The 12,784-nt window shown below is 42.7% G+C and carries 15 protein-coding genes; 4 read left to right on the top strand and 11 right to left on the bottom strand.

All coding sequences use genetic code 11. The features are described from left to right. Positions 1–73 precede the first annotated feature (73 nt). From QUA44_RS16785 to QUA44_RS16775, 3 genes are all read right to left on the bottom strand, one after another. Positions 74–646 (bottom strand): reverse transcriptase N-terminal domain-containing protein, encoded by a 573-nt coding sequence (locus tag QUA44_RS16785; protein WP_333252405.1) that lies wholly within the window; start codon positions 644–646, stop codon positions 74–76. A gap of 692 nt (positions 647–1,338) precedes the next feature. Continuing rightward, a complete protein-coding gene (locus QUA44_RS16780; RefSeq protein ID WP_333252406.1) occupies positions 1,339–1,656 on the bottom strand; it encodes a transcriptional regulator in 318 nt (105 codons plus the stop codon). Next, positions 1,634–1,972: a type II toxin-antitoxin system RelE/ParE family toxin gene (locus tag QUA44_RS16775; protein ID WP_333252478.1), complete on the bottom strand. Its 339-nt coding sequence runs from the start codon at positions 1,970–1,972 to the stop codon at positions 1,634–1,636. Before QUA44_RS16775 ends, QUA44_RS16780 begins: the two co-directional genes overlap by 23 nt. A 146-nt stretch (positions 1,973–2,118) precedes the next feature. On the opposite strand from QUA44_RS16775, the gene QUA44_RS16770 reads away from it, so the two are divergent. Next, positions 2,119–2,262, top strand: coding sequence for a hypothetical protein (locus QUA44_RS16770; RefSeq protein ID WP_333309799.1), 144 nt, complete (start codon positions 2,119–2,121; stop codon positions 2,260–2,262). A gap of 9 nt (positions 2,263–2,271) precedes the next feature. Here QUA44_RS16770 and QUA44_RS16765 read toward each other — a convergent pair whose 3' ends face one another. Further along, positions 2,272–2,490, bottom strand: a complete 219-nt coding sequence (locus QUA44_RS16765) for a helix-turn-helix domain-containing protein (RefSeq protein WP_265239067.1) — start codon at positions 2,488–2,490, stop codon at positions 2,272–2,274. Between the two features lie 167 nt (positions 2,491–2,657). Here QUA44_RS16765 and QUA44_RS16760 point away from each other — a divergent pair, with 167 nt between their 5' ends. Then, the gene (locus QUA44_RS16760; protein ID WP_333252408.1) at positions 2,658–3,131 is read left to right on the top strand and encodes a hypothetical protein; all 474 of its coding nucleotides are present in this window, start codon (positions 2,658–2,660) and stop codon (positions 3,129–3,131) included. 145 nt (positions 3,132–3,276) lie between these two features. Here QUA44_RS16760 and QUA44_RS16755 read toward each other — a convergent pair whose 3' ends face one another. The 7 genes from QUA44_RS16755 to QUA44_RS16725 form a co-directional block, all read right to left on the bottom strand. Further along, entirely contained in the window at positions 3,277–4,665 is a 1,389-nt protein-coding gene (locus QUA44_RS16755; protein WP_333252409.1) for a UDP-glucose/GDP-mannose dehydrogenase family protein, read from the bottom strand. A gap of 190 nt (positions 4,666–4,855) precedes the next feature. Beyond that, positions 4,856–5,794, bottom strand: a complete 939-nt coding sequence (locus tag QUA44_RS16750; RefSeq protein ID WP_333252410.1) for a UDP-glucuronic acid decarboxylase family protein — start codon at positions 5,792–5,794, stop codon at positions 4,856–4,858. Positions 5,795–6,339: 545 nt separating this feature from the next. After that, a complete protein-coding gene (locus QUA44_RS16745; RefSeq protein WP_333252411.1) occupies positions 6,340–6,753 on the bottom strand; it encodes an HNH endonuclease signature motif containing protein in 414 nt (137 codons plus the stop codon). Further along, on the bottom strand, positions 6,754–7,134 hold the full coding sequence (locus QUA44_RS16740; RefSeq protein WP_333252412.1) for a hypothetical protein: 381 nt from the start codon (positions 7,132–7,134) through the stop codon (positions 6,754–6,756). A 70-nt stretch (positions 7,135–7,204) separates the two neighbouring features. Next, the gene (locus QUA44_RS16735; protein ID WP_333252413.1) at positions 7,205–7,597 is read right to left on the bottom strand and encodes a DUF5615 family PIN-like protein; all 393 of its coding nucleotides are present in this window, start codon (positions 7,595–7,597) and stop codon (positions 7,205–7,207) included. Between the two features lie 6 nt (positions 7,598–7,603). Then, on the bottom strand, positions 7,604–7,915 hold the full coding sequence (locus tag QUA44_RS16730) for a DUF433 domain-containing protein (protein WP_333252414.1): 312 nt from the start codon (positions 7,913–7,915) through the stop codon (positions 7,604–7,606). 164 nt (positions 7,916–8,079) lie between these two features. Beyond that, positions 8,080–8,568, bottom strand: coding sequence for a helix-turn-helix domain-containing protein (locus QUA44_RS16725; RefSeq protein WP_333252415.1), 489 nt, complete (start codon positions 8,566–8,568; stop codon positions 8,080–8,082). Positions 8,569–9,165: 597 nt separating this feature from the next. On the opposite strand from QUA44_RS16725, the gene QUA44_RS16720 reads away from it, so the two are divergent. Together QUA44_RS16720 and QUA44_RS16715 are read left to right on the top strand one after the other, a co-directional pair. Further along, positions 9,166–10,038: a hypothetical protein gene (locus QUA44_RS16720; protein WP_333252416.1), complete on the top strand. Its 873-nt coding sequence runs from the start codon at positions 9,166–9,168 to the stop codon at positions 10,036–10,038. An 8-nt stretch (positions 10,039–10,046) separates the two neighbouring features. Beyond that, positions 10,047–12,782 (top strand): ATP-binding protein, encoded by a 2,736-nt coding sequence (locus tag QUA44_RS16715; RefSeq protein WP_333252417.1) that lies wholly within the window; start codon positions 10,047–10,049, stop codon positions 12,780–12,782. Positions 12,783–12,784: the final 2 nt, after the last annotated feature.

The following is a 12,784-nucleotide window of genomic DNA, read 5'->3' as shown; positions in this document are numbered from 1 at the left end:
CTGGTGGCTGCGGGCTTTTTCATTCGTTTATTTTACCAGATGCCGTCACTTAAGTTTTTTTTGACCTGAATCCTTACCATTTTTCGATATCAAGCTCGATAACTCGTTTTTCTATTCCGTTGCATTGGGAGCTTAGGTTATTGAACAGGGTTTTTTGCGCGTCATGCGCCGACCTTCCTGTTCTAAACCCATAACTCCTAGCGTGGAAGGTTGCTTCGTGTGCTGGCTCTAGCGCGTATTTTGCGAGGCATTGCCATGCTCTATCGGCGATAGTTGGTATCTTAAGGAGGCGGGTACTCCCATCCTTTTTAGGGATTGGTATTGAACGCAACTTTTGATGTTTCCAGTTGTTGCTTTTGACTCTGAGTTCTTCACTCAGAGCAAGCCTTTCCTCAAATGTGAGTGAGGCTTGGACATCGATTCCCGCAGTCTTTTTGCCAGCATTTAGTTGAGTTACTTGACGTATCGCCAACATTCTTGCAGCCGTGGATTTCAGAATTAGCTTTTGGAGGGACTTTGCTTTGGGCTTGTCTCCAACCTGAATCGCTTTAAACACTCGTTTTTGTAGGCGGAATAAGTCCCTTCGGAATTTCTTCCAAGGTAACGTCTTCCAAGATTCACTAACATTGCTGCTGTGTCTAATCATGCTCTGCTCTAACTTATGTTTTCTGAACACCTCAGACCAGTTACGGTCTGTCCTACCCGAACTAAGGGGGTTCCGCTGCTCGTCTAGCCTACGAAAGGGTTCGACTTTCCCCTTGACCCTTAATTCGTTTTTCTTCGTTCCCTCGGTTAGATTGATTGTTCCTTTAGGTGGAGCCAATTCAACTACTGGATTCCCCGGACTCTTGCCAATACTGCCTTAATGCTTGGCGGGAATAGTCTCCAGTGAAGTCGGGGTGTTGAGTTGCGCCCCGCTTGCCTATAAGTTGCTTTTTTAGGCTCGATTTCACCATTGGGAACTCCCCATTAACGCCATTGTCATCTCGCAACAGATGTCTGATTGCGTCCAGTTAAGAGCTTCACTCTCCAAGAATCGAGCTTGGTCGGTGTGGGCAGGTAGGGAGTCATACCTGAGTCTGGCAGAAGGGACTTGCACCCTTATCAGACCGAGAGTTCAGCCTTGTGGCTGGAAACGCTATGTACGGGCTTTCACCGTGATTCGCGTTTCAACGAATCGCACTAAGACTTAGGCTGGTCAGAATAGCTTGATTCGAGACTTACTCGCGACCAAGCTCAGTGTCTTTAGACCTGAGTTCCTGACTTGACGGTTCTCCTAATTTCCGGTTTTGAACGGGTTAGTTTGATTGTAGGCGACTTTGGTTGCGATCGATAGCTTCAGGAATTTGTCTGCTTAACAGTCACCGTCAGTTGAAAACCGAGTGCATCAAGTAAAGCATTCAGACAGTAAATTTCTGCTCCTTTTTTCTCAGACAATAGTTCGCCCAGTTTTGCCAAAAGTGCTGTAGCATCTTCGGAGAGTTCATTCATTCTGTGACGAGAGTCAACAACATCATTTAATGCCAGCTTTAGCACCTCAAAATTGTCCTCTTCCAAGCAAGCCTCAATATAAGAAGCAGCTTCTAAAGGGTCTTTTAGAGATTCAATCAATTCTTCTTGATAGCTGATACTTCTAGATATTATCTCTACTTTCATAATCCCTCCAGTATTTTATGGCTTTGCGGATATCTTGTTCTTGAGTGCTTTTATCACCGCCACATAGAAGAAGTACAATTATTGGCCCTATTTGTCCAAAGTAGATCCGATAGCCAGGGCCATAGTCTATTCTCAATTCGCAGACTCCCTCTCCAACAAAGCTGCAGTCACCTAGATTGCCTAGCCTAACTTTGTTGAGTTTAGCCCGTATTTTAGCTTTAGCTCTGCTATCTCGCAACGAATTGAGCCACTCTGAGAAAAATTTTTTTCCATCTGCTGTTTGGTAATTTTGAATGTCTCTCGGTTGTACTTCCATTATGCCTGATACAAACGAATCTTGCTCGCGATTTTTGGCTCGGCTCATGCAATGCTTCGATGTGTGATCGCACAGCCATAACCCAGATGCTAAAATAGATTCTACTACATTTTAGAACCATAATCAACCCCAAAATCATGATTAATATGCCCTCGAAAGAAGAAAGCCACGAGATGCTAAAATGGCTCAACCGCAACAGACTAGATTTATTAGATTTTTATCGCAATCAATATGTTGCTTACAACGCCGAATTCCACCGCTTCAATCCAAATTTGATCGAATCCAGGTAAAACCTTCAACTACTTTTCCATGATGACCACAAAATCCTCAATCATCACATCAAAAGTGCGGGCCAACTTGTGCACTGCCGCAAAGTCAACCATCGCCATACCCTGAGAACGCGCATAATTGCTAATCGTACTGTACCCCACGCCCGATCGCTCCGCAACTTCCTTGAGCGTCCATCCCTTCTCGGCAGCCAACTCTCGAACCCGCAGCCTGACTAAGCCTTTGCTCATATTCACTATTTACAAAATTTTGGATTTAGTATAATATATCAAAAAGCGATCGCCCCCGGTCAGCGAAACTAAGGTTGATCGCCAGTTAAAATTAATCCCGACAGATAATTTCTGTCGATCGCACTTAGCAGAGATAGATTTAGCTACCACCACCAGATGCAACTACAATGATATCAGAAAATCAGTTAAGATCGTCGTCAGCGATCGGCGCCTCAAAAATCATTCACAAATCGTTGATGGTGAATCCGCGATCGAGATTTGTCACCGAAGAAACAGTGGCACTCCTGTTCAACATATCACCCGAACATATCTACCGGATAGAATGCTGCCACTGCATGGTATATGTTCACGCCAAAGGCCTCAGTCGATTTGTCAGCTACGCCGATTTCCCCCCAATCTTAGAAGTAAAACCAGCCTGCGCTCAAGATTTTCTCGGATGGTACAAACGCTGGAAACGCACCCAAGCACCAGAATTTTGGACTAAATTTTATGCGTACAACTTCAAAACGGCTGTTTCAGTTGACAGCTTACTGGAGTGGGGTAAATTAGTAGCTACAGTTAAATCCGTAATCTCTGCTTCAGCACTGCAAAAGCTACGAGATGTTTACGCTCAAGAAAAAACATTGATGGAAAATTTTTAAAGCACGCGCGGCGGCTCAACCCGCGATTGTTGGTAGCCAGCAAATGTAAGGTGTTTTTCGGCGCATCCTACGGCTTAGAAATGCTCGTTTGTAAGGTGCGCTGCGGCGCACCCTACGAGATAGAGGTTCTGATCAAAACTCTTCTTTACCTTCCAATCCCCACATATTGGAAACCAGCCACTTCTAAAGCCTTTTTGTCTAAGAAATTGCGGCCATCAATCATCACCGGATGATTCATCAACTTCGCCATTTTCTCGTAATCTAAATTACGAAACTGTTCCCAGTCAGTCACCAACACCAAAGCATCGCAACCATCAGCCAGTCTTTCCGGATCGGTTTCCACCAAAACTCCCGACAAACCGTGACGCATCCCAGTTTGAGAAACAATCGGATCGTAAGCTTTAACTTTCGCTCCCAACCGATTCAAATTCTCGATTAAATTCAGCGAAGGAGCATCCCGCAAATCGTCAGTATCCGGCTTAAAAGTCAAACCCAAAAGTCCGACTGTTTTACCTTTAAGAATCTTCAAAACTTGCTGCAATTTCTCAATAGCAATCAAGCGCTGGCGTTCGTTCACTTCCACCGCCGCTCTGAGCAAATGCGCCTCGTAGCCGTAATCCTCAGCAGTGTGAACTAAAGCTGAAACATCTTTGGGGAAACAAGAACCGCCCCAACCGATGCCGGCTTGCAGAAACTTGTTCCCAATCCGTGAATCTAAACCGATACCTCGGGCAACTTGACTAACATCTGCACCGACGCGATCGCAAATATTAGCAACTTCATTAATAAAGCTAATCTTAGTCGCCAAAAAAGCATTAGCAGCGTACTTAATCATTTCTGCTGAACTGATATCAGTCATCACCACGGGCACCGCGGGCAAAGACTCATTTTCTGCAAACTTGCGATCGACAATCGGCCTGTATAACTGTAGCATCATATCCATAGCCCGCTGAGAATTGCTGCCGAGAACAATGCGATCGGGATTAAAAGTATCGTGAACAGCACAGCCCTCCCGCAAAAACTCCGGGTTGCTAACCACATCAAATTGAACACCAGTTTTTGCTGCTACTTCCTCACCAGTAACCCCCTCACCGCTTTGAGGTTTTTGACGTTCTGCTAAACCGTCTAGTACAATTCTTCGCACCCAATCCCCGGAACCGATGGGCACCGTTGATTTGTTTACGATTACTTTGTAATCGCCGTCGAGGTGAGCTCCAATGCCGCGCGCAACCGCTTCGACGTAGCGAGTATCGCTTTCTCCAGTAGGCAAAGGAGGCGTCCCCACGGCAATGAATAAAATGTCCCCGTGAGCTACTCCTGCTGCTAAATCCGAAGTAAATTCTAGATTGCCCGACGCAGAGGCAGAAGACATTAATTCAGACAGTCCGGGTTCAAAAATAGGCGACTGTCCCGACTTCATTAATTTAACTTTTTCTTCGTTGTTGTCTACGCAAATAACGTGATGTCCGATGTGGGCCAAACAAGTGCCGGTGACTAAGCCGACGTATCCTGTACCGATGACGCAAACGTGCATACAAATGTCCTCAAAGTTAGTGAAAAGTTGACAGTTGACAGTTGACAGTTGACAGTTGTCAGTTGATAGTTGACAGTTCTTATTAGTCAGAGGGCAGATTGAGGAACCAAAAGGGAATAGGGAAGAGGGAAGAATGAAGAATGAAGAATGAAGAAGTAAAAATACTCCCCCTCTCCCCCTCTCTCCCTCTCTAATTGAGATTTCCCTCGATACGATTGCGAAAATCTTTGATAGTCAACTCTAAACCTTGATCCAGTGGCACAGTTGGCTCCCAACCCAACCAATTTTTAGCAAGAGTAATATCCGGTTGTCGCTGTTTTGGATCGTCTTGTGGCAACGGTTTGAAGATAATTTCCGCCCCTGGATTAATCATGTTTTGAATTTTTTGTGCCAACTCCAAGATAGTGTATTCGCCTGGATTCCCCAAATTCATCGGCCCGATTTGGTCGCTATTCATCAAACGAATAAATCCTTCCACCAAATCAGAAACGTAGCAAAAACTCCGCGTTTGGGAACCGTCGCCGTATACTGTCAGCGGTTGATTCCGCAAAGCTTGAGCAATAAAATTGCTCACTACTCTGCCGTCATTTTCCAACATCCGGGGGCCGTAGGTATTGAAAATTCGCACAACTCGAATGTCTACCCCATTTTGACGGTGGTAATCAAAAGATAAGGTTTCAGCTACTCGCTTCCCTTCGTCATAACACGATCTGATCCCGATACAATTAACGTTGCCGCGATAATCTTCTGTTTGGGGATGCACGTCAGGATCTCCGTACACTTCGGAAGTGGAAGCGAGAAAGAATCTTGCTTTTACCCGTTTTGCCAATCCCAACATATTCATCGTGCCGATGACGTTTGTTTTAATTGTCTTGACAGGGTTGTACTGATAGTGTATGGGGGAAGCGGGACAAGCCAGATGGTAAATCTGATCTACCTCCAATCGAATCGGTTCCGTGATGTCGTGGCGGATCAGCTCAAAGTATGGGTTGTCCAGCCATTTGAGGATATTGCGTTTAGTCCCGGTGTAAAAATTATCCAGGCAGACTACCTCGTGTCCTTGGGCCATTAAGCGATCGATTAGGTGGGAACCGAGAAAACCCGCACCGCCTGTGACTAAAATTCTCATGGGGGAAACTGCCGTTCTGTTTAGGGGTAGGACTGGGGTACAAAAATTCAGTTGCTAGAATGAAACTTTCTAATAGAATAACAAAATTGCGCTCGCCAATGTAAACACTTCTGCGTCTCTTTCATCAAATCTTTAATTAACTTAGCATTTTCAAATAATTTGAACCAAGTGCTATAATTCGCCAATGTAGGTAGCAATTTTTATTTAAGTTTCAATATTTCCGCAAAAATACTGTTGACAATAATTCTGTTTTGAGGTAATAGGTATTAAGTGTTTGTTATTTGTGATTGGTGATGCGATCGCTTCTGTCTTGAGTTATCTAAGAAAAGGCTGATTCCCTAGGTATGGCTACGCTTCACGGGCTTGTTTGAGAATAGGTTAATCCAGTTTATGTAAACAGGGCTGACGCGCGTCAGAGGGTAGAAATTTGGTTTATTCGTATATCTAGTTGAGAAAGCAAATATTTTTCAGAGAAACCCGGTTTATTTGGCCTTGGTCGCGATCGACTAACTGCGAAATTTCCATAGCGTTGTTCTTAGCCTTGTTTATGGATACCGTCCTATATCGATCAAAATTTGACGCTCAAGTATGCGATTTGGAGCATTGAGTTTGAGTAATCTTGAAGTAGCTTGACCAATCTGAGTGATGCCTTCTATTCTGGCATCATTAAGAAGAAAATCTTCGTCCCATACCTGACGGCGTGGATGAAACAGAGGGACAATTTCATCATTAACTGGGTCTATAGTAGCTAAATCAGAACCTTTATAGCGGTTACAAGATAAACAAGAAAAAGCGAGATTCTCAGCACGAGTTTGACCGCCATGTTTTAATGCAATAATATGGTCTACTTCATGGCTATAGATTGAAACATCTTGATGAATCAGGCAATATTCACAGTGTCCTGAAGCTCTTTCAATAACTAATCTGCGTAGTTCGGCAGAAATGGAAGTAGAAGTCATTTATCCAATCTCTGAATAGGCTCTTGCTTTTAGTAAAATCATCAGATGTTTTAGCTGCTCGTAAACATCTAATTCTGCAATTTCCATTTCATTTAGGATCGATTCGCGGTTTTTGTCAAGCAAAATTTGGAGGCGTATCTGAGCCTGTTGTGAAACCTTAAAATTAACAATGTCTTGTGGAATTGGACTCTTTATCAAAAAATCAAGAACTTCTTGATAAACTGCGGGAATATCGCCACTATGAGTGTTGATTTCCGGCTCAATAGTTGTGGGCTTTTTAGTTGGTTCTAGAAGTTGCCAAAGCAGTTCTGGCAAGCGATTTTGCAGGGGTTCTAGCCGCAGTGCTAGTTCGTCTGGAATTTGAAGGGTAATTGTTGCCATTTTTTTACTCACTGACGCTCTGATCGAATCATAGCACAATAGACGATAGGAATTATAATTATAATGATTACTAAGAAGATTTTGGGTATTCCTGAAGTATAAATGTCTGTTGGCTACCTTTAAGATTCTGTTTCATCACCCGAAGCAGACGATTGTCCATCGGCTGTGTATCTTGAGTGAAAAAGTCGTGGAGTACCTGCACTTTACCTGCATAATCTCGATCGGCTTTACAAATTATAATTCCTGCGTGATTTGAGGTTGTAGAGTGCAGATTGATGAAATCTTGACGATTTTCTGTAATGACTGCGCGCCCTGCATTTGTTGCGTACATCAAGACTTCATCATCGGGAATTTTTTGATTGGCTTGTCCGGCTTCATAGGATGTCAATACATCATAACCGCGCGATCGCAGTAAATCGACCATTGCGATCGGGAAATTTTCATTTGAGTAAAACTTTAGCATTTTTAGTTATTCATTTTCAGCAAGCCACAGCTCGATTTCTTCTCGGTTGCGATCGTAATAGTTCGTCACTGCTTGCAAATCTTGAGGGGTGAGTCCTGGATAATTATAGAGAAGTTCGGATTCATTTGCGCCCTGTTGTTGATAAGCAACAATCGTCCAGACGGGAATGCGGGTATCGCGAATTCGCGCTGCACCGCCACAAATTCCGGGAGTTTTGTGAATGGGATGCTGAAGGGTTTGGACGAATTTCAGGGTTGCTGCGAGCAAGTCATCAGGCAGTGTTTCAATGGTTTGGAGAAGTTGTTCTTTGATGGTCATAATCGATCGCCAAAATCTAATTGAATCGTAGCACAATAGAAGCGCGATCGCCCTTTTGTGACAAATGCAGTGTGCGATCGCCCTGCGAGACAAGGTAAAAGTGCGATCGCGCTTCCTGATTTTAGTCGCTACACCCTACCAATCTGTTGATTTGTGGCAAAATTTTAGTTAGCGTTGTTATCGTCGAGGTCTAGATTTTCTATTGAAAGTTCTGAATCTATTGAAGTAGGTATTTGCACCTTAAAAACAATTACTATTTGATTTTTTTCAATAGTTATATTACTTATATTAACTATGCTCTTTTCAGGTAACAAATCTTTGGTTGGGAATTTACCAGACGACCTAGTTTTATATCCAGCATCCTCAAGCCATTCAGCAATATTTCTCCAGTTTTCTATCTTTTCAATGCCTTTACCCACAAAGGCTTTAACGTATTTATAAATAGTGGCACACAGGTCAGTTTCAACACCCTTGGGATTCTTTTGCAGCTTTTCGGCGATTTCAGCGGGACTGTAGCCACAAAGCAACCCCCGCAGATGCAGCTTTTCTACGGGGGTGAGAGGCTTTCCCTTAACAGCGGCCAAGTCGGAGTACAGAGTTTTTAAGTCCCAGCGGCTTTCTGCCTCGACGAAGCGATCGTTTGTGGATGCCATAAATAGGTGTGTGTGAAGTTCCTGATGGAAGTCTAACATAATTCCTGATGTATATCAGGTTATTACCAGACTCAGGTAGCTTATTATACTTGAAAGCTCAACTTTAAGTGGTGCAGTTTACAAGTGAAAAAGTTTGTGGCTGGGCTTTTGAGTGATTACTGATTGCAGTTAGTGTTACGACAGGGATTAGGGCTGAATTTTGGTAATTTTCTGGGTTTGACTCTAGTTTCGGGTAGTGCGGGTAATTTTTTTAATTTATTTTCTGGGTTTTGCATAATTTTGTGGATGTGGCCCTGATATATAAGTAGGAGGCTGTGGCAGGGGCTGTTGGGAAGCTTTGCAATTGCTGCGAAAGCTTTGCTATGCAGGACTTTTGGTTGGTTATAGAAGCTTGGAAGTTTATCGGTAGCTAAGGCTATTTATTAACTTTTGTAAAGAATTCGGTAACTTTTGCATAAAAGTTAGGGTTCTAGCCTGATAGACAAATAGAGGGTTGCAAGCGGCTTGCGGGCGATCGACTTCGATAGGGCGATCGTTTGGTGAGGGAAGCTTAGCAATTGCTTTCTAAAAATCCCAGATTTGAAAGGAGATATGACTATGAATGATTTTAGAAGTGAAAGGACAAGACTACAGTCAAAACAAGTGGAGCTGACGCAATCCTGGGTTATTTGGGAGTTTTCTGCCGTAATAGAAACAAAGGGATTTAAGTTTGAGACAGTTAACTTACATGACATCCTCAAAGCGGAACTGCAAGCACAACAAGTCCCCATTGATGTTTTTTATACCAACGCTGGTTGGATTATAGAAGGTGCTGGAAACACACTCAAAATTGATAAAGATGTGAGGGCTAGGGTTACAGCTAATCTCAGAAACTCTATCTATACTAATATGCAGTTTATTGCTGGGATCGATTACTTCGGTGATTCCAATTGGGCAGATATCCAAATGATGATGATTGTCCAGCCAGAAAAACCGGAAACAATTCCAGATCCACCAATACGACCTCAAGCAGCTAACACTCAACCTTTAATTCCAGATGCAGCTTTTCTTGTCTTGGCACTCATCGCTGTTGGCTTGTTTTATTCAGGGAATGGGGGTTTACAAGTCCTTAGCATAGTTGGAGTAATGGGTGCATTAGGAATTTACATGACATCAAATTCTCAGGTAGCTGAAGCGAAGAGAAAGTATGACTCGCAACTTGCTATCTATCAAGAGGATAATATAGAAAGAAACAGGCAAATAGAAAAAATCAAGCTGGAAGAAGAAGAACTGAAACGCAATCGCCTCTCCAGAAGTTTTCAGTGGGATGACTTGAGGCTTTTACATACAATAATGTCTCGATCAGTTGGCAAAATTATCCACAACAATATGCTGCAAAAAGGAGGAACAGTTAAAGAATTTGTGCATCAGACTAAAAACGAAGAAATCATCCCAGAAAGCAAGAAAGATATCCTTAATGAGTTTCAGTGAAAACTATTATGCTCACTAATACATCTGGAGTTAAATATTGGAGAGGTTCTGCACCAGGTACGGGTCAGCCTCAAGAGGTCGATACTTACAATTTTCATGCTGTAAACGTTTTTAAGCTGAAGGCACTTTCTGACTTTGCATCAGGTCGCTTTAAGCTCATGGAACATTTAGATCCGTCTGGAAGAGTCGGTTTTGTTGCCGGGTGGCAAAAAAGTTTGCTCAAAAGTCTGGCTTATTTCAGCTACACCCAATTTGACGATCCAAGTGCTAACGCTTCTTGCGGCTATAGTCTGAGAATTGTTTACCATCCAGCACCGCAAGGGTCTAAATCTACAGAAGTATATTTCCTAGCACGGGTAGCAAGCAATAGCAGCCAAAAAATAGCAGAGGATCTTCAAAAAAAGCAAGCACAACATATCAAGAGTAGCTTGAGGTCGCCACTCTACCAATTTGAGGAGAACACAGAAAATAAATTTGACTCGCGACCATTGTGGCTTGACTCTAATCAGCAGCTTTCTTGCTATGAAATTATCAAGTCAGAAGAAATTTTTCAATGGCTAGACCCCGACGATCGGCAGCGTCAAAATTTTTATTACTCTCCTGGCAGCTTTCAAGTTAACAAGGCGAATAACATGGTAGCCTTATTTGAGCAACTTCAAGGATATAAACAACCTGTTTGTATCGATTTAACCTTAGTGCCAACGAGAGTAGAAGGCTACGAGAAAAAAACTACTTCTCGATACTTAGAGGCACTAAATCAAATTAGTAAGGGTATCCGTGAAGAAGAGATCGATCCTGACAGCAATACCCAAAGAGCCAAGTCAGTGTATGAAGATATCAAGAAAAGGTATTATTCAGGGATAGTTTTTCTTTACAACTTCCGAGTTTTTTCGCCCGATGGGGATACTTGTCAAAGCGTTGCTAACCAGCTAGCGTCAGCCTGTACGGCAAACACGGTTAGTCCGCGAGTCGTACAAGTTATTGATAGCCAATATGCAGTACAAACCGCATTGCAAGTTAATATAAACGAACAAAGTTGTACGCCGGGAATGTGGGATACATCAGGAAGGATATTGCGTGGATTTCCCGGCGGGCCAGGAATGCTAAAAAGATTGCATCGCTTAGTAGATTTGGATGAAGCGGCAGCATTTTTCCGTTTACCCATTCCAATCAATCAGCCTTGTGCAGGTGTGGAGTACGATACAGGCTCAGCTTCTGTTTCCGAAACATCGAAGAATACAAAGCGTAAAACAATTACTATCGGTAACTACTACCGCAATGTTAAAAGTGATGAGCTTTGTGAATTTGATATTGAGCAGCTAAAAACTCATCTGCTTGTCGTTGGGGGTTCGGGTAGTGGTAAGACAACGACAACTTTTAACATTTTGACTCAGTTATGGGAAAAGCATAGAATACCTTTCATGGTATTTGATCCCAAGGTGACACCTGAATATCGTTATCTGAAGCGACTACCTCAATTTAAAGATGATTTGCTCATCTTCACCCCTGGTCAAGAATTGATTACTCCTTTGCGCTTTAACCCATTTGATGTCATGCCTGGAATTGCCCTACAGGAGCATATTTCTAGGATATTTGACTGTTTTATGGGAGCATTACCTCTATTCGATCCACTTCCATCTTTTATTCAAGAGGCTATTGATTATCATTATGAAAGGAAGGGGTGGCAACTAGCTTACAGCAGGGGCGGAGATGTTGATAAAGACGGGAAATCCTTAGAAATTCCTACAATGCAACAACTGTATAACAAAGTTCTTGATTTAGCTCAAAAGAATTATGGAAGCGATCAAGAAGTAGGCGATCGAATGAAAGGGGCGCTCAAAGCAAGACTGTCTCGATTGGTTTCTAAAAGAGGCGAGGGTTCAATGCTGCAAGCAAACAGACCCCTGCCATTCGCGGAACTTCTTAGCAAACCCGTGATTTTTGAACTCGGTGGGTTAAACCAAGAAGAACAATCTTTATTTTCTCTGTTCATGCTAGTTTTTGTTTTCGAGTATATCCGCACTGTCAGAATTGGACAGTTTCAGCCACAACGCACGGGTGAAAGAGCAACAGATTTAGATTTACGCCATGTAATCTTGGTTGAAGAAGCCCATAATATGCTCGGTAAAGTCCAAACTTCTGGAGATGAGGCTAATTCAAAATCTCAAGTGGTTGATAAGTTTGCTCAAATCATGCGTGAAATGCGTGCAGCAGGAGAAGGAGTAATCGTAGTCGATCAATCGCCAGCAGCCTTGGCGCAATCGATTGTAGATGCTACAAATTTAAAGCTAATGCACCGCTTACCTTCTCCCGATGATAGAGAATATCTCGGTAGGGCCATGTGTTTAACGGAAGGTGAAGCACAATCATCAGGTATTTTTTCACCGGGTGAAGCTTTCTATTATGTCCCTGGTTGGGATGCCGCTCGTCGGGTAGCTACTGAGAATTTCAAGAATAAATCGGGAGTGAAAGAAAAACTAGAAACATTTTTTACAGACGATGATGTTATTGCTTCTATGCGTGACTTTATGGAGCGCGACAGAGAACAGTTGATTTTAGGTTTTCAGGCTGCGATTTCTAGGTTGCATGATGATGTCATAGACTTAAAGAAGCAGTTAGAGAGTAATAAGCAGTCAGATATATCTAAGGAGGGTATTAAGAAAATAATTAAACAAAACGAAGAACAAAAACAACGCCTTGAGTATGAAATTAAAATTTTATCTGCAAAAACAGGAGGTAATTAGTA

It is taken from the genome of Microcoleus sp. N9_A2 (genome assembly GCF_036701775.1).
Lineage (GTDB): Bacteria > Cyanobacteriota > Cyanobacteriia > Cyanobacteriales > Microcoleaceae > Microcoleus.
This window is presented reverse-complemented; position numbering and strand designations above follow the sequence as displayed.

Coding starts and splice junctions, on each gene's coding strand:
- QUA44_RS16725 (WP_333252415.1), bottom strand. CDS start 8,568: ATGGCATCCACAAACGATCGCTTCGTCGAGGCAGAAAGCCGCTGGGAC.
- QUA44_RS16775 (WP_333252478.1), bottom strand. CDS start 1,972: ATGGAAGTACAACCGAGAGACATTCAAAATTACCAAACAGCAGATGGA.
- QUA44_RS16770 (WP_333309799.1), top strand. CDS start 2,119: ATGCCCTCGAAAGAAGAAAGCCACGAGATGCTAAAATGGCTCAACCGC.
- QUA44_RS16785 (WP_333252405.1), bottom strand. CDS start 646: ATGATTAGACACAGCAGCAATGTTAGTGAATCTTGGAAGACGTTACCT.
- QUA44_RS16740 (WP_333252412.1), bottom strand. CDS start 7,134: ATGGCAACAATTACCCTTCAAATTCCAGACGAACTAGCACTGCGGCTA.
- QUA44_RS16735 (WP_333252413.1), bottom strand. CDS start 7,597: ATGCTAAAGTTTTACTCAAATGAAAATTTCCCGATCGCAATGGTCGAT.
- QUA44_RS16755 (WP_333252409.1), bottom strand. CDS start 4,665: ATGCACGTTTGCGTCATCGGTACAGGATACGTCGGCTTAGTCACCGGC.
- QUA44_RS16765 (WP_265239067.1), bottom strand. CDS start 2,490: ATGAGCAAAGGCTTAGTCAGGCTGCGGGTTCGAGAGTTGGCTGCCGAG.
- QUA44_RS16730 (WP_333252414.1), bottom strand. CDS start 7,915: ATGACCATCAAAGAACAACTTCTCCAAACCATTGAAACACTGCCTGAT.
- QUA44_RS16720 (WP_333252416.1), top strand. CDS start 9,166: ATGAATGATTTTAGAAGTGAAAGGACAAGACTACAGTCAAAACAAGTG.
- QUA44_RS16760 (WP_333252408.1), top strand. CDS start 2,658: ATGATATCAGAAAATCAGTTAAGATCGTCGTCAGCGATCGGCGCCTCA.
- QUA44_RS16780 (WP_333252406.1), bottom strand. CDS start 1,656: ATGAAAGTAGAGATAATATCTAGAAGTATCAGCTATCAAGAAGAATTG.
- QUA44_RS16745 (WP_333252411.1), bottom strand. CDS start 6,753: ATGACTTCTACTTCCATTTCTGCCGAACTACGCAGATTAGTTATTGAA.
- QUA44_RS16750 (WP_333252410.1), bottom strand. CDS start 5,794: ATGAGAATTTTAGTCACAGGCGGTGCGGGTTTTCTCGGTTCCCACCTA.
- QUA44_RS16715 (WP_333252417.1), top strand. CDS start 10,047: ATGCTCACTAATACATCTGGAGTTAAATATTGGAGAGGTTCTGCACCA.